Source organism: Streptomyces sp. JB150, from assembly GCF_011193355.1.
In the GTDB taxonomy this organism is placed as follows: Bacteria; Actinomycetota; Actinomycetes; order Streptomycetales; family Streptomycetaceae; genus Streptomyces.
This window is the reverse complement of sequence record NZ_CP049780.1, coordinates 557,619-571,943: the sequence shown is the minus strand read 5'-3', so window position 1 is coordinate 571,943 and position 14,325 is coordinate 557,619. Positions and strand designations below refer to the sequence as shown.

The window sequence follows — 14,325 nt, the reverse complement described above, 5'->3', positions numbered from 1 at the left end:
CGAACCGTCGGCGGTCCGCGGGTCGTTTCGTGGCCGCTCGCGCGGTTCCCCGCGCCCCTGAGGCAGTTCACCTTCACCTTTCCCAATGAAAGAAGCCCCTTCCGATGAACGCCGTCGCCACCCGTCGTGAGCACGACCTGCTCGGGGACCGGGACGTTCCCGCCGACGCCTACTGGGGTGTGCACACCCTGCGCGCCACGGAGAACTTCGCCATCACCGGCACCCCCATCTCCGCCTACCCGCACCTGATCACCGCCCTGGCCGCCGTGAAGGAGGCCGCCGCGCTCGCCAACGAGGAGCTGGGGCTGCTCGACCCCCGCAAGGCCGCCGCGATCGTCGCCGCGTGCCGGGAGATCCGCGCCGGTGAGCTGCACGACCAGTTCGTGGTGGACGTGGTGCAGGGCGGCGCCGGCACCTCCACCAACATGAACGCCAACGAGGTCGTCGCCAACCGGGCGCTGGAGCTGCTGGGTTACGAGAAGGGGCAGTACCGGTACCTGCACCCCAACGAGGACGTCAACCTCGGCCAGTCCACCAACGACGTCTACCCGACCGCCGTCAAGATCGCGACGGTGTTCGCGGTGCGCGGCCTGCTCAAGGCGATGTCGGTCCTCCAGGACGCCTTCGCCCGCAAGGCCGTCGAGTTCCGCGACGTGCTGAAGATGGGCCGCACCCAGCTCCAGGACGCCGTGCCGATGACGCTCGGGCAGGAGTTCTCGGCGTACGCCGTCATGCTCGACGAGGACCGCAGCCGGCTCGCCGAGGCCGTCGAGCTGATCCACGAGATCAACCTGGGCGCCACCGCCATCGGCACCGGCCTCAACGCGCCCCGCGGCTACGCGGAGGCGGCCCGCCGCCACCTCTGCGAGATCACCGGCCTGCCCCTGGTCACCGCCGCCAACCTGGTCGAGGCCACCCAGGACTGCGGCGCGTTCGTGCAGATGTCCGGCGTGCTCAAGCGGATCGCCGTCAAGCTGTCCAAGAGCTGCAACGACCTGCGACTGCTGTCCTCCGGGCCGCGCGCGGGTCTCGGCGAGATCAACCTGCCGCCCGTGCAGGCCGGTTCGTCGATCATGCCCGGCAAGGTCAACCCGGTGATCCCCGAGGTCGTCAACCAGGTCGCCTTCGAGGTCATCGGCAACGACGTCGCCATCACCATGGCCGCCGAGGCCGGTCAGCTCCAGCTGAACGCCTTCGAGCCGATCATCCTGCACTCCCTGTCGGAGTCCATCACCCACCTGCGCAACGCCTGCGTCACCCTCGCCGAGCGGTGCGTGGCCGGCATCACCGCCAACACCGAGGTGCTGCGGGCCAGTGTCGAGAACTCCATCGGCCTGGTCACCGCCCTGAACCCGCACATCGGTTACACGGCCGCCACCGACATCGCCAAGGAAGCCCTCGCCACCGGCCGGGGCGTGGCCGAACTCGTCCTGGAGAAGGGCCTGTTGCCGCAGGAGAAGCTGGCCGCCCTGCTGCGTCCCGAGGTCGTCGCGGGCAACGGCTCGCCCGTCGTCTGACCCGCGTTCTCCGCGCGGGACCCGCCGACACGCACCAGGAACGGCCCGGAGGCACAATGGTGATCATGACGTCGTCGACGACCTTCCAGCCGGTCCTGGAGCGCATCGCCGAGGAGATCGAGCGCACGCCCGGCCGCGGCCGGCCCGCCGACTACATCCCGGCGCTCGCCGCCTGCGACCCGCGCCGCTTCGGCATGGCCGTCGCCGAGCCGGACGGCACGGTGTACGGGGTGGGGGACTGGCGCGAGCCGTTCTCCACCCAGTCCGTCACCAAGGTCTTCACCCTCGCCCTCGACCTGGCCCGCGAGGGCGACGAACTGTGGGAGCACGTGGGCCGCGAGCCCTCCGGCAACCGGTTCAACTCCCTGGTCCAGCTGGAGTACGAGGACGGCATCCCGCGCAACCCGTTCATCAACGCGGGCGCCCTCGTCGTCACCGACCGCCTGCACACCCGTACCGGCGACGCGTCCGGCACCCTCCTGGACTTCCTGCGCGCCGAGTCCGGCAACCCGGAGCTGTCCTACGACGAGGAGGTCGCCGCGTCCGAGGCCGCGCACGGTGCCCGGAACGCGGCCCTCGCCCACTTCATGGCGTCGTACGGCAACATCGACAACCCGGTGCCGGAACTGCTGGAGCAGTACTTCCGGCAGTGCTCCCTGCGGGCCTCCTGCGCCGACCTGGCCCGCGCGACCGCCTTCCTGGCCCGGCACGGGGTGCGCGCCGACGGCTCCCGGCTGCTCACCCGCAGCCAGGCCAAGCAGGTCAACGCGATCATGATGACGTGCGGCACGTACGACGCGGCGGGCGACTTCGCCTACCGCGTGGGCCTGCCCGGCAAGAGCGGCGTGGGCGGCGGCATCGTCGCGGTCGTCCCCGGCCGCTGCACCCTGTGCGTCTGGAGCCCCGGCCTGGACGAGCGCGGCAACTCCGTGGCGGGCGTGGCGGCCCTGGACCGCTTCACCACGCTGACCGGCCTGTCGGTGTTCTGAACGCTCACCGGCCCGCTGGTGTTCTGAGCACTGACCGGCCTGTCGGTGTTCTGAACACCGCCCCCGGACAGCGCCCGCCCGGTGACGGGCACACACCGGTAACGCACCGGCTGACCCCCGGAGGCCCCCGTGTCGCCCGCGGGCCACTCCGCGTTGCCACGCTGCCCCGGTGTTGGCCATGGCTTCCTCCGTCGATCTGCGCCACTGCGGCGTCCTGGGGCTGGCCGGGACCGCCGTCCTCGCCCTGGGCGGTGAGACGGCCGGAGCCCTGCCCGTCCGCGAGCTGCCGTCGCCCGCGTCGCCCGCCGCCGCCCTCGGCCTGGTCGGTGCGTCCTTCGGCGTCGTCCTGCTGATCGCCGCCTGGGCGCTGCTCGGCCGTCTCCTGCGCGGACCCCAGCCGCCCACCCGGCGGGCCCTGCTGCTCGTCCTCGCCCTCTGGGCGGCGCCGCTGCTGCTGGCCCCGCCGCTGTTCAGCCGGGACGTCTACAGCTACCTCGCGCAGGGCGCCATGGTCGACGCCCGGATCGACGTGTACACCCACGGCCCGTCCGCGCTCGGCGGCCCGGCGGCCGACGAGGTCGCCCCGCCGTGGCGGCACACCGCCGCCCCGTACGGGCCGGTGTTCCTGGCCGTCGCCGCCGCGCTCGCCGGTCCGGCCGGCGGTGACCTTTCCACCGGCCTGCTGGGGATGCGTCTGGTCGCCCTGCTCGGAGTCGCCCTGATGGCGGCCGCGCTGCCCCGGCTCGCCCGGCACAGCGGCACCGACCCGGCCACCGCGCTGTGGCTGGGCGCGCTCAACCCGCTCGTGCTGCTGCACCTCGTCGCCGGCGCCCACAACGACGCCCTGATGCTGGGCCTGCTCGGCGCGGGCCTGGTCGCCGCACTCGGCCGCCGGCCGGTCCTCGGAGCCGTCCTCGTCACACTCGCCGCGCTGGTCAAGGCGCCCGCGGTGCTGGGACTGGCCGCCGTCGCCGTACTCGCGGCGCGCGCCGGACACCGCCCGGTCCGGGCCGTGCTGACCACCGGCCTCACCGCCGCCGCCACGACGGTCGCCGCGACCGCCGTCGCGGGCACCGGCTACGGCTGGATCGCCGCCCTCCGCACCCCCGTCTCCCCGCACAACTGGGCGCCGACCAGTCTGCTCGGCCGTGCCACCGCCGCCCTGCTGGACCACCTCGGCAGCGATCTCGCCCCGCTCGCCGTGCCCGCCTGGCACGCCCTCGGCCTCGCCGCGACGGCGGCCGTCCTGTGCCTCGTCTGGCTGCGGCTGCGGCCACACCCGGTGTACGCGCTCGGCCTGAGCCTCGCCGCCGTGGCCGCGTTCGGCCCGGCGATCCGCCCCTGGTACGCGCTGTGGGGCCTGTTCCTCATCGCCGCCGCGGCGCCCAGCGCCTCCGTGCGCCACCGCACCGCCACCGTCACCGCCGTGCTCGCCCTCGCGGTGCTGCCCAGCGGCGCGCCCGCCGACCTCGGCCGGCTGCTGCTGGCCGGCTGCGGCGGGGTCCTCGCCGTGGTCGTCCTGTGGCAGGCCCACCAGGCGGTGCGGGCCCCGGCCCTGGGGCGCACCGCGTGAACCCGCCCCGCACCGATCGCGCACGGCTGCTGCTCGTCCTCGCCCTCGCCGCCGCCGTGACCGTCTTCACCGCGACCGTGCCGCTGCTGCGCGACTGGTTCGACCTGCGCGTCTACCACGGCACCGTCCACCACTGGACCGACGGCGGCCGGCTCTACGACTACCGGGTGCCGGGCACGCCGTACGGCTTCACCTACCCGCCCTTCGCGGCCCTCGCCCTGCTGCCGCTGGCCCTGGTCACCGTGGGCACCGCCGTGATGCTCGCCCTGCTGGTGAACCTGACCGCCCTCGCCGTCTGCCTGCGCCTGCTGACCGGGCCGGCGTGGCGGCGCTACGGCTGGTACGGCTGCTCCCTGGCCGCCTGCGTGCTCGCGCTGTACGAGCCGGTCCGCGACACCGTCAGCTTCGGCCAGGTCAACCTGGTGCTGCTGGCGCTGGTCCTGGCCGACGCCCGGCTGCTCGCCACCGGCCGGGGACGCCTCGCGGGTGCCGGCATCGGCCTCGCCGCCGCGATCAAGCTGACCCCGGCGCTCTTCATCGGCCTGCTGCTGCTCACCCGCCGGGGCCGGGCCGCCGCGTTGGCGACGGGGGTCGCCGCCGGGGCGACCGCGTGCGCGGCCTGGGTCGCGCCCGACGCGTCACGGTTCTACTGGACGCGGGCGCTGTGGGACACCGGCCGGGTGGGCCGGCTCGACTATGTCTCCAACCAGTCGGTGCAGGGCGTCCTGGCCCGCCTCGGCCTGACCGGTCATGCGGTGTGGGCGGTGGCGGTGCTGCTGGTCCTCGGTGTGTGGGCGTGGCGCTCCCGCCGGGCGGCCGCGGCGGGGGACTGGCCCGCCGCGTTCGCGCTGACCGCACTGACGGCCTGTCTGGTCAGCCCGGTCACCTGGGTGCACCATCTCGTCTGGCTGCTCCCGGCGTTCGCCGTGCTGATGCGCGCCGGACGGACCCGCTGGGCGGGCGCCCTGTACGCGGTGCTGTGCACCAGCGTGGTGTGGCTGTGGGTGGACGACACCTCGGGCGTCGACGGCTTCCTCGGGAGCAACGCGTACACCTGGATCACCCTCGGCCTGCTGCTGTGGCTGCCCGCCGGTCACTCCACCGGCATCCGGCCGAACAGCAGCCGCAGCGCGAGCGCCACCGCCCCGGCGCCCAGCACCGCGGCGGCCGCGACGGCCGCCCCGCCGGCCCAGCCCGGCCCGGTGCCGGCGGGGACGGCCGCCGCGGCCGGTACGACGTCCGGGCCCGGCCTCGGCCGGGCCCGCAGGGCGTCCAGCGACCCCACGGGGTCCACCCGGCCCGCCGCCTCGAAGCCCCAGTCGAGCAGCGAGCGGGCCTCCTCGTAGACGGCGAACCCGTCGCCCTCCCGCGGGTTCATCACCGTCACCACGAGGGTCCGCCCGCCCTTGCGGGCCGCGGCGACCAGGGTGTGGCCCGCGTTGCTGGTGTAGCCGTTCTTGACGCCGATCAGCCCCGGATAGCGCTCCACGCCGTCCGAGCCGGTCAGCAGCCGGTTGGTGTTGCGGATCTCGTACGCCCAGCCGCCGCCGCGCCCGGGGAAACGGGCCTCGACGGTCCCGCAGTACCGCGCGAAGTCGGCGTTGCGCAGCCCCGCCCGGCCGAACACCGCCAGGTCGTACGCCGAGGACACCTGGCCCGGCGCGTCGTAGCCGTCCGGCGACAGCACCCGCGTGTCCAGCGCGCCCAGCGCGCGCGCCTTCGCCTGCATGCGCTGCGCGGTGGTCCGCCAGCCCCCGTTGAGCGCGGCCAGCACCCGCACCGCGTCGTTGCCGGAGCTGAGGAAGACGCCGCGCCACAGATCCGCGACCCGGTAGGTGTGGCCCTCGGAGACCCCGACCAGACTGCTGCCCGGACCGATCCCCTTCAGCTCCTCCGGCTCGACGCGGTGCCGCACGCCGCCCGGCAGCACCGGCAGCACGGTCAGCGCGAACAGGGTCTTCAGGGTGCTCGCGGGCGGCAGCTTGCGGTGCGCGTCGTGCGCGGCCAGGACCTCGCCGGTACGGGCGTCCGCCACCAGCCAGGAGCGCGCGGAGACGTCCGGCACCTTCGGCGCCCCGGCGCGCGGCCGGACATGGGTGCCGGGCCGGTACAGCAGCGCGGGGCGCGGGGCCGCCCGCGGCCCGCCCGGCGCGCCCGGGTCGCCGGCGGCCGGGGCGGCCACCGCGGCGGACGCCAGGGCCAGCATGCCCGCCAGACAGAAACCGCAGGTCGACACCGTCAGCCGGGAGGGGAATCCGATCGTCATACGGTCAACGTAGGAACGCTCCACGCATGCGCCGCGCTGGCCGGGCCGTTGGCCGCCCGCGTGCACCCGGATGTCCCACACGCCCGCCGGACACGGGTCGCCGAACGCCGCCCGAGCGGGGATCGGCCTCAGCCGGCCGGCAGCGCCGGCCGCACCCGCCGCAGGAACGTCGCGTTGTCCGGTGTCTCGCGCATCCGCTGGAGCAGCGTCTCCAGGTCGGCCGCCGCGTCCCGGGACCGCAGGGCCCGGCGCAGACCGCGCACCGCGGCCGACTCCGCGGGGGAGAGCAGCGGTTCCTCGCGGCGAGTGCCGGAGGCGGTGAGGTCGACGGCCGGGAAGAGCCGGCGGGCGGCGAGTTCGCGGCTGAGCCGCAGTTCCATGTTGCCGGTGCTCTTCAGCTCCTCGAAGAAGTACGCGTCGGCCCGTGAGCCGGTCTCCACCAGCGCGGTCGCCAGAATGGTGAGCGAACCGCCCTCCTCCGTCTGGCGGGCCGCTCCGAAGAAGCGCTTCGGCCCGTGCAGCGCCGCCGCGTCGACACCGCCGCTGAGGGTGCGTCCGCCGGACGACGCCGCGTTGTTGCAGGCCCGGCACAGCCGGGTCAGCGAGTCGAGCAGGATCACCACGTCCTCGCCGTGCTCGACCAGCCGCCTGGCCCGCTCCACGACGAGTTCGGCGAGGGCGATGTGCTCACGGGGCGTCCGGTCGAACGTCGAGGCGTACACCTCGCCGCGCACCGAGCGCCGCATGTCGGTGACCTCCTCGGGGCGCTCGTCGAGGAGGACGACCATCAGCCGGCACTCGGGGTGGTTGCCGGCGATCGCCGCGGCGGTCTGCTGGAGCAGGACCGTCTTGCCGCTCTTGGGCGGGGCCACGATCAGTCCGCGCTGGCCCTTGCCGACCGGCGCGAACAGGTCGGCGAGCCGCCCGGTGAGCCCGGCCGCCGGGTGCTCCAGGCGCAGCCTGCGCCGCGGGTGGAGCGGGACCAGGTCGCCGAAACGGCTCCGGCCGCGGGCCTCTTCGGGGCTGCGGCCGTCGATCCGCGCGACGCCGGTCAGCGCGCCCCGCGGGCCGGCCACGCCGTCGACCAGGTCGCCCTTGCGCAGTGCGTACCGGCGGATCAGCGCGGCGGGGACCTGCGGGTCCGCGGGCGACGGCGAGAGGTGCGCGGCGCGCAGGTGCCCCTTCCCGCTCGCATCGACGTCGAGCACACCGGTGACGGTCCGGGCGACCGCGGAGTGCTGCTGGAGGAGGGGATGTTCGAGAGTGGTGGCCATGAGTGGTCCTTTCGAGGACGCCAGGCAGGTGAGAGAAGAAGGAAGGGGAGGGGGAGAAAGAAGCCGCGCGGGGGTGACGGACGGGCGCACAGCGGGCTTCGTGCGAACGGCGGGAACACGCCTCGGAACCGAGGCGGTGAGAGACCACAAAGGAGAAGAGAAGAGAATCCGGTACTGGCGCCCTCGACGGGGCGTACACAAGTACCGATCGCACTGTACCACGCCCGGCGAGGCGGGCCCGGCGGCCGGCGGCCGGGAGTACGCTGGCGGCGATGTTCAGCCCCGAGGGTCCCAGCCTGCGTGAACTCGCCGTCCAGGCGCTGTCGTCGGTCGAGCGCGGCTACGACCTGCTCGCGCCCCAGTTCGACCACACGCCGTTCCGCACCCCGGACTCCGTGCTGGACGCGACCACCGCGGCGTTGCGCCGGATCGGCCCCTTCGAGGACGGGCTCGACCTGTGCTGCGGCACCGGGGCGGGCGTCGGCGTGCTGTCCCGGGTGTGCGCGCGCAGCGCCACGGGGGTCGACTTCAGCGCGGGCATGCTCACGGTGGCCCGGCAGCGGGTCCGGCCCCCGGCGAGGGGACCGCGCGTGTCCTGGGTCCGCGGGGACGCCCGCGCGCTGCCCTTCGGTCCGGCCTTCGACCTCGTGGTCAGCTTCGGCGCGTTCGGGCACTTCCTGCCGGCCGAGGTGCCGGGGGTGTTCACGCAGGTCCGCGCGGTGCTGCGGCCGGGTGGCCGCTTCGTCTTCCCGGTCGTCGCGCCGCCCCGCCCGGGCTCGCGCGCCTTCTGGGCGCTGCTGGGCTTCGACGCGGTCATGCGGGTGCGCAACGCGCTGTGGCGGCCCCCGTTCGTCATGTACTACCGGACGTTCACACTCGGCCGGGTGCGCGAGGAGCTGGCGCGTGCGGGCTTCGCCGTGGAGCTGTACGCCCTGCCCGAGTTCAGGCGTCGGCGGGACGGGAGCCCACGGGTCCGGCTGGTGGTGGCCCGGCGGCTCCCGCAGTGGCGCGGCGGGCCGGGTCAGACCGCCGCGGGCAGCGTGAACTCGTAGACCAGCGCGTCCTGACGGGCGTCCACGAGGAGGTCGGTGATCTCCAGGGGCCTGGCGTACTGGTCCTGCACCAGCCGGGTCACCCGGACCGACGAGGTGTCCGGGAGGCGGGTGATGGTGTCCCGGTGGTGGAGGGTGAGCCCCGCCCGGCGCATCCAGTCGTACGCGCGCCACAGCTGCGCGGAGGACGTGCCGTCGGCGCGGTCCCGGTAGCGGCCCAGCTCCGCGACCTCGGCGAGCGCCACCGCCGAGAAGGAGGTCACGGCGGTGCGCCGGCCCCGGCCGTCGGCGCCGGCCGACTCGTAGCGGTGCACCAGGGTCGGCCGGCGCGGGGCGAGTCCCAGCGCCTCGGCGTGCTCGGGCGGCGGCAGCTCCCAGGCCACGGTGGCCCGGTCGGCGGCGCGGGGGTCCGCGGGGCGGCGGGCGCCGACCGGGAAGACGAGCGAGGCCGGATGCTCGACCGGCGGACCGGAGAGGGTGGCGTGGCTGCCCCGCCGGTCGGTGGCGACCAGGCCGTCACGGCGCAGCACCTCGAGCGCCTGCCGTACGGTCTCCCGGCTGACCCGGAAGTATTCGGCCAACTGCCGCTCGCCGGGCAGCCGTTCGCCGGGCGGGATGGTGCCGTCGCGCAGCTCGCCCAGCAACTCGGTGGCGATCCGCCAGTACAGGGGCTGGTCGTCGCTCCGGTGGGCAGGCCGGCCGGCGGTCTGCGGATGGTCGTGCGGGGTGGTGCGGGCCATGCCGCGCCCTCCTGTTGGTGACGTGCCGTAGCCACGCGGGCTCATTGCGCCACCACATCTAGCATTGGTCTAAACCAGTTGGGAAGGGCGGCCCGGCGGTTCGGCCGAAACCGCACCGCGCGGACCGCCCCTCCGGTCGCGTCACAGGGCGCTGTACACGGCCTCCACCAGCGCCATCTTCCGCGGGTCGTCCGCGATGCGCGGGCCCATACGGTTCATCACATAGCCCAGCGAGACCCCCGCCTCCGGGTCCGCCAGCCCGCAGGAACCGCCGAAGCCGTCATGGCCGAAGGCGCGCGGGTTCGGCCCGTACGAGCCGTTCGCGCCGCTCAGCCACAGCCCGAGCCCGACCTCCGTCTCCCGCTCGAACCCGGCGCCCAGCACGAGGTCCCGGCACGGGCCCTGGCCCTCGCGCACCCGCTCGGCCGCCTCGGCGGACAGCACGCGACGCCCGCCGAGGGCGCCCCGGCCCGCCAGGACGCCGTACAGGTCGGCGACCGCCCGCGCGGTGCCGTGACCGTTCGCCGCGGGTATCTCGGCCGCCCGCCACTCGGGGGTGCAGGCCTCCCGCGCCCCCACCGCCGGGTTGGTCAGGGCGGCCAGCGCGGCGGGCGCCAACTGGCTGAAGACCGCCGCCTGTTCGCCGCGCGGCGCGGCCGGCGCGTGCACCAGACGGGCGGCTCGTCCGGCCTCCTTCTCGGGCAGGCCGATGGTGAAGTCGACGCCGAGCGGCCCGGTCACCTCCCGCTCCAGGAAGGCGCCCGGCAGCAGCCCGGACACCCGGCGCACCACCTCGCCGACCAGATGGCCGAAGGTCAGCGCGTGATAGCCGGAGACCGTGCCCGGCTCCCACCAGGGCGCCATCGCCGCGAGCCGGCCGGTGGTCAGCTCCCAGTCGCACAGGTCGGCGAAGGAGTGCGGCTCGCGCGGGCCGGACAGTCCGGCCCGGTGGGAGAGCAGATGCCGTACGAGCACCCCCTCCTTGCCCGCCGCCGCGAACTCCGGCCAGTACGCGGCCACCGGCGCGTCGAGGTCGAGCAGCCCCCGGTCGGCGAGGATGTGCGCGCACAGCGCCACCGGGCCCTTGGTGGTGGACCAGACGTTGACCACGGTGTCGCGCTCCCAGCGCCGGGTGCGCTCGGGGTCGGCCCAGCCGCCCCACAGATCGACCACCCGCACCCCGTCGACCGTGACGGCGACCGCGGCACCCAGCTCGCCGCGGTCGCGGAAGTTCTCCTCGAATGCCGCGCGCACCGCCGCGAAGCGGCTGTCGCAATGGCCGTGGACTTCTGGCTCGCGCTCGGACATGCACCCTCCGTCGTCCCTCGATGAGCCTGGAGCGCGCTGCTGCGCACCGGGCCGCCGATGAACGTACCGACTGGTCGGACCGGAGGGAAGCGTGCGGCCGTGCGCGGGTGGCGGGCGCCCGGAGGGCGCGGGCGCCCGAAGATCGCGGGCGGCCGAAGATCGCGGGCGGCCGAAGATCGCGGGCGGCCGAAGATCGCGGGCGCCCGATGCGGCCCGCGCCCGGTGGCTCAGGCGTAGGACCGCAGCCAGCGCATCCTGGCCCGCTCCTGGTAGGGCCCGCCGCCCTCGTGGTCGTTGAACTCGTAGACCTCGATCGCCTTGTCGTCGTGGGCCCAGGCGTTGAACGCCGCGAACACCGTCGAGGGCGGGCAGGTCTGGTCCTCCAGCGCCGCCGAGAACAGGGCGGGCGCCCGGCCTCGGGCGGCGAAGTGCACACCGTCGAAGTAGGACAGGGTGCGCCGGGCCTCCTCGGCGCGCCCGCGGTGCGTCTTCAGGTACAGGCCGATCTCCCGGTACGGGTGGCGGTCGGTCAGCGTCGTGGCGCGCGGGAAGTCGCACAGGAACGGCACGTCCGGCGCGACCGCCACCAGGTCCGGCACGAGCCCGCCGACGGCGAGGGTGATGCCGCCGCCCTGGCTCGCGCCGAGCGCCACGGTGCGGGAGGCGTCGGTCAGCGGGTGCGAGCGGGCCGCCTCGACGGCACGCACGGCGTCGGTGAAGACCCGGCGGTAGTAGTAGTTCTCCGGGGCGTCGATGCCGCGGGTCATGAAACCGGGGAAGGCGGGGCCGCCGCCCACCGGGTCGGTGGTGCCGCCCCCGCCGCCCCAGGCGCTGCCCTGGCCGCGGGTGTCCATCACGAAGTGCGCGCGGCCGGTCGAGGCCCACAGCAGATGCTCGTGCGGCAGGCCGCGCCCGCCGCCGTACCCGACGAACTCCACCACCAGCGGCAGCGGTTCGTCCGCGCCGGCGGGCAGCACGAGCCATCCCTTCACCGGGTGGCCGCCGAACCCGGCGAACGTCACGTCGTACACCCGCACGGTCGACAGCCCGGTCTCCACCGGCTCGAACCGGGCGTCCAGGTCGTGCTCGCGTGCTTCCCGGAGGGTCTTGGACCAGAAGGCGTCGAAGTCCTCGGGCTCGGTGGACGCGCTGCGGTATTCCCGCAGCTCGTCGAGCGGGAGGTCGAACAGGGCCATGGAGGGACCGCCTTGGGTGAAGAGGGCCGGTGATGATCACACACCGTACGGTCGCGCGACGACGGGTCGCCACCGCCTGCCCACGTTCCGGACGCTGTGCGATATGTCGAACGGTCGACTCTGCCGATCTCCGGCCGCCACGCCCGGCCGCCGCCCACGCCCGCTGCCCACGCCCGGCGCACACGCCCAGCGCCCACGCCCGGCGCTCACGCCCTCCGCCGGGTCCACTCCGGCTCGGTGCGCGCCCACGCCTGTTCCCACTCGGCCAGCCGGTGGCGCAGTGCCGCGCGGCGGACCAGGGTGTGGCCGATCAGCACCACAGCGGCCGCCACCCCGGCCGTGCTGACGCCCATGGCGACGGTGTGCTGCCAGACGGCGTTCGCGTCCGGTGGCGGGGGCACGTTGCGGCCCCGGCCGTCGAACCACACGTCGACCGTCTCGCCGCGCGCGGTGCCCGCCGGGACGCGGGCGACCGCCGTGCGCGACCCGTCCTCGGGATCGCTCCAGCGCACGGTCGCCCGGTACGTGTACTCACGGCCGCCCTGCAAGGGCACCCCGCCGGGGGAGCGGCCCACCACCTCGGCCTGCACCCGCTGCCGTTCCGCGCGCTGCTCGGCCACCGTCGACCGCGCGTCCTGGTGCGCCCACCAGGCCGCGACCGCTCCGGCCAGCGGCGCGCCCAGCGCCAGCAGGACGGTGACGGCCAGTACCGTCCACGCCTCCACGACATCCGACCGGCGCCGCAGGGGGTTGTGCCGCCAGCGCCAGCCGCGCACCCGGGTCCGCATGTCCGCCTCCTCGCCACCTGCGCGCGCGGGCACCCACATGCGTCTCGTACCCCGTCCGGCGGGGTTCGTTCCCGTGGGTGCGCGCCGCGCCGGACGGGCCGGCGGGAGGCGGACGGAGGCCCGGCCGAAGCCGGGCGACGGCTCAGCCGAACCGCTCGACGCGGATGCGGTCCACCGGCTGCCCGGCCGCCACCAGCAGCCGGGTGGCGTGCTCGGCGAAGGCGTTGGAGCCGCAGACGTACGCCTCCCAGCCGCCCGGCGGCTGCTCGGCCAGCAGCGGCTCGAGGTGCGCGGCCGTCATCCGGCCCACGGGCATGCCGGCAGGGGCGCTCCGGGTGAACACGGCCGTGGTCTCCGGGCCGTACTCGCGCGCGTAGATCAGCTCCTGTGGGCTGCGCGCGGACACCAGCAACCGCAGCGGCACGTCCAGCCCTCGCGCCCGGTGGTGGCGGACCATCGACATCAGCGGTACGACGCCGGACCCGGCGCCGATCAGCAGCGCCGGCCGGTCGCCGGGCCAGGCGAAGAAGCCGCTGACCGGGCCGCGCACCTCGACCCGGTCGCCGGGCCGGGCCTCGCTGTGGAACCAGCCGGAGACCTCGCCGCCCTCGACGTGGTCCAGGGTCAGCTCGATGTGCCCGGAGTCGTCGGGCGCGGACGCCAGCGAGTAGTGCCGCTGGGCGGTGTAGCCGTCCTCGGCGGTCAGCCGCAGCTGGAGGTGCTGGCCGGGGACGTGGCCCACCCAGGCGGGCACCGCGAATCGGAAGGTGGCCGCGCGCGGGGTCTCCCGGCGGATCTCGGTGAGGGTCGCGGTCTGCCAGACGCTCGCGCCCTGGTGGGTCACGGCGATCCGGCCGGGGATGGCGAACCGGGTCGGGGGAGTGAAGGCGGGGGGAGAGGAGATCTCAGTCACCGGAGTACCGCTGCTCCTCCCACGGGTTGCCCCGCGCGTGATAGCCGTTCTGCTCCCAGAAGCCGGGCTCGTCGTGGTCGAGCAGCCGCAGCCCCGCGATCCACTTGGCGCTCTTCCAGAAGTACAGGTGCGGCACCAGCAGCCGCGCCGGTCCGCCGTGCTCCGGGGCGAGCGGCCGCCCGTCGTAGGTGAACGCGATCCACGCCTTGCCGCCGGTCAGGTCGGCCAGCGGGAGGTTCGTGGTGTACCCGGTGTGCGAGTAGGCGACGGCGTGCGTGGCGGACGGCAGCGGCCGTACGGCGTCCAGGAACGCGTCCACGGACACGCCCCCGAACCGCACGCCGAACTTCGACCAGCTCGTCACGCAGTGGATGTCGCCCTCGTACACCGATCCGGGCAGCGCGTGCGCCTGCTCCCAGGTCCAGGTGCGGTCCTCCTCGACCAGTCCGTCGACGCGGAAGGTCCAGTCGGCGGGGGCCAGGTCGGGGGTGACCTCGGCGGACAGGACGGGCCAGTCGTCGCCCGCGTCGTACTGCCCGGGCGGCAGGCCCGGACGGTGGACGCGCGGGCGTCCGGTGAAGCCTCGGGTGACGTTCATGGTTCAACGGTACGTGGCCCCTTGTCCCGCTCCGACCTCCGGGGCCGGGAATAGCCGCAGGTCACACTCTCTTGATCTCTGTGGACGCCGAAGCCGGAAGCCGAAGCCGGA

Annotated in this window: 12 protein-coding genes and 1 pseudogene; 5 read left to right on the top strand and 8 right to left on the bottom strand. The window is 74.9% G+C overall.

What is annotated here, in order from left to right:
* The first annotated feature begins 104 nt into the window (after positions 1-104).
* The 4 genes from aspA to G7Z13_RS34205 all read left to right on the top strand — a co-directional run bounded on the left by aspA (position 105) and on the right by G7Z13_RS34205 (position 5,425).
* On the top strand, positions 105-1,517 hold the full coding sequence (aspA, locus tag G7Z13_RS02670) for an aspartate ammonia-lyase (protein WP_165995649.1): 1,413 nt from the start codon (positions 105-107) through the stop codon (positions 1,515-1,517).
* Between the two features lie 56 nt (positions 1,518-1,573).
* On the top strand, positions 1,574-2,506 hold the full coding sequence (locus G7Z13_RS02665; RefSeq protein WP_165995647.1) for a glutaminase: 933 nt from the start codon (positions 1,574-1,576) through the stop codon (positions 2,504-2,506).
* A gap of 178 nt (positions 2,507-2,684) precedes the next feature.
* Positions 2,685-4,079 carry a polyprenol phosphomannose-dependent alpha 1,6 mannosyltransferase MptB gene (gene mptB / locus G7Z13_RS02660; protein WP_165995645.1) on the top strand — a complete coding sequence of 465 codons (1,395 nt, stop codon included), beginning with the start codon at positions 2,685-2,687 and terminating at the stop codon, positions 4,077-4,079.
* The gene (locus G7Z13_RS34205) at positions 4,076-5,425 is read left to right on the top strand and encodes a glycosyltransferase 87 family protein (protein WP_165995643.1); all 1,350 of its coding nucleotides are present in this window, start codon (positions 4,076-4,078) and stop codon (positions 5,423-5,425) included. Before mptB ends, G7Z13_RS34205 begins: the two co-directional genes overlap by 4 nt.
* 35 nt (positions 5,426-5,460) lie before the next feature.
* On the opposite strand, the pseudogene G7Z13_RS02650 reads toward G7Z13_RS34205, so the two are convergent.
* Together G7Z13_RS02650 and rho are read right to left on the bottom strand one after the other, a co-directional pair.
* A pseudogene (locus G7Z13_RS02650) lies at positions 5,461-6,285 on the bottom strand (serine hydrolase); the annotation flags it as partial.
* 188 nt (positions 6,286-6,473) lie between these two features.
* Complete coding sequence (gene rho, locus G7Z13_RS02645; RefSeq protein WP_165995641.1) at positions 6,474-7,619, bottom strand: transcription termination factor Rho; 1,146 nt, start codon at positions 7,617-7,619, stop codon at positions 6,474-6,476.
* 272 nt (positions 7,620-7,891) lie between these two features.
* Between rho and G7Z13_RS02640 the strand changes: the two genes are divergently transcribed.
* The gene (locus G7Z13_RS02640; RefSeq protein WP_165995639.1) at positions 7,892-8,671 is read left to right on the top strand and encodes a class I SAM-dependent methyltransferase; all 780 of its coding nucleotides are present in this window, start codon (positions 7,892-7,894) and stop codon (positions 8,669-8,671) included.
* Here G7Z13_RS02640 and G7Z13_RS02635 read toward each other — a convergent pair.
* The 6 genes from G7Z13_RS02635 to G7Z13_RS02610 all read right to left on the bottom strand — a co-directional run bounded on the left by G7Z13_RS02635 (position 8,641) and on the right by G7Z13_RS02610 (position 14,214).
* Positions 8,641-9,411 (bottom strand): GntR family transcriptional regulator, encoded by a 771-nt coding sequence (locus G7Z13_RS02635; protein WP_165995637.1) that lies wholly within the window; start codon positions 9,409-9,411, stop codon positions 8,641-8,643. The genes G7Z13_RS02640 and G7Z13_RS02635 overlap by 31 nt on opposite strands.
* A 141-nt stretch (positions 9,412-9,552) precedes the next feature.
* Positions 9,553-10,719: a serine hydrolase domain-containing protein gene (locus tag G7Z13_RS02630; protein ID WP_165995635.1), complete on the bottom strand. Its 1,167-nt coding sequence runs from the start codon at positions 10,717-10,719 to the stop codon at positions 9,553-9,555.
* Between the two features lie 227 nt (positions 10,720-10,946).
* A complete protein-coding gene (locus G7Z13_RS02625; protein WP_165995633.1) occupies positions 10,947-11,915 on the bottom strand; it encodes an acetylxylan esterase in 969 nt (322 codons plus the stop codon).
* Positions 11,916-12,121: 206 nt separating this feature from the next.
* A complete protein-coding gene (locus G7Z13_RS02620; RefSeq protein ID WP_165995631.1) occupies positions 12,122-12,703 on the bottom strand; it encodes a hypothetical protein in 582 nt (193 codons plus the stop codon).
* 142 nt (positions 12,704-12,845) lie between these two features.
* On the bottom strand, positions 12,846-13,616 hold the full coding sequence (locus tag G7Z13_RS02615; protein WP_206312983.1) for a ferredoxin reductase: 771 nt from the start codon (positions 13,614-13,616) through the stop codon (positions 12,846-12,848).
* Positions 13,609-14,214 (bottom strand): sulfite oxidase-like oxidoreductase, encoded by a 606-nt coding sequence (locus G7Z13_RS02610; protein ID WP_165995628.1) that lies wholly within the window; start codon positions 14,212-14,214, stop codon positions 13,609-13,611. The genes G7Z13_RS02615 and G7Z13_RS02610 overlap by 8 nt, the downstream gene beginning before the upstream one ends.
* Between the last annotated feature and the right edge of the window lie 111 nt (positions 14,215-14,325).

Coding starts and splice junctions, on each gene's coding strand:
- mptB (WP_165995645.1), top strand. CDS start 2,685: ATGGCTTCCTCCGTCGATCTGCGCCACTGCGGCGTCCTGGGGCTGGCC.
- G7Z13_RS02635 (WP_165995637.1), bottom strand. CDS start 9,411: ATGGCCCGCACCACCCCGCACGACCATCCGCAGACCGCCGGCCGGCCT.
- G7Z13_RS02665 (WP_165995647.1), top strand. CDS start 1,574: ATGGTGATCATGACGTCGTCGACGACCTTCCAGCCGGTCCTGGAGCGC.
- G7Z13_RS02610 (WP_165995628.1), bottom strand. CDS start 14,214: ATGAACGTCACCCGAGGCTTCACCGGACGCCCGCGCGTCCACCGTCCG.
- rho (WP_165995641.1), bottom strand. CDS start 7,619: ATGGCCACCACTCTCGAACATCCCCTCCTCCAGCAGCACTCCGCGGTC.
- G7Z13_RS02620 (WP_165995631.1), bottom strand. CDS start 12,703: ATGCGGACCCGGGTGCGCGGCTGGCGCTGGCGGCACAACCCCCTGCGG.
- G7Z13_RS02630 (WP_165995635.1), bottom strand. CDS start 10,719: ATGTCCGAGCGCGAGCCAGAAGTCCACGGCCATTGCGACAGCCGCTTC.
- G7Z13_RS02640 (WP_165995639.1), top strand. CDS start 7,892: ATGTTCAGCCCCGAGGGTCCCAGCCTGCGTGAACTCGCCGTCCAGGCG.
- G7Z13_RS02625 (WP_165995633.1), bottom strand. CDS start 11,915: ATGGCCCTGTTCGACCTCCCGCTCGACGAGCTGCGGGAATACCGCAGC.
- aspA (WP_165995649.1), top strand. CDS start 105: ATGAACGCCGTCGCCACCCGTCGTGAGCACGACCTGCTCGGGGACCGG.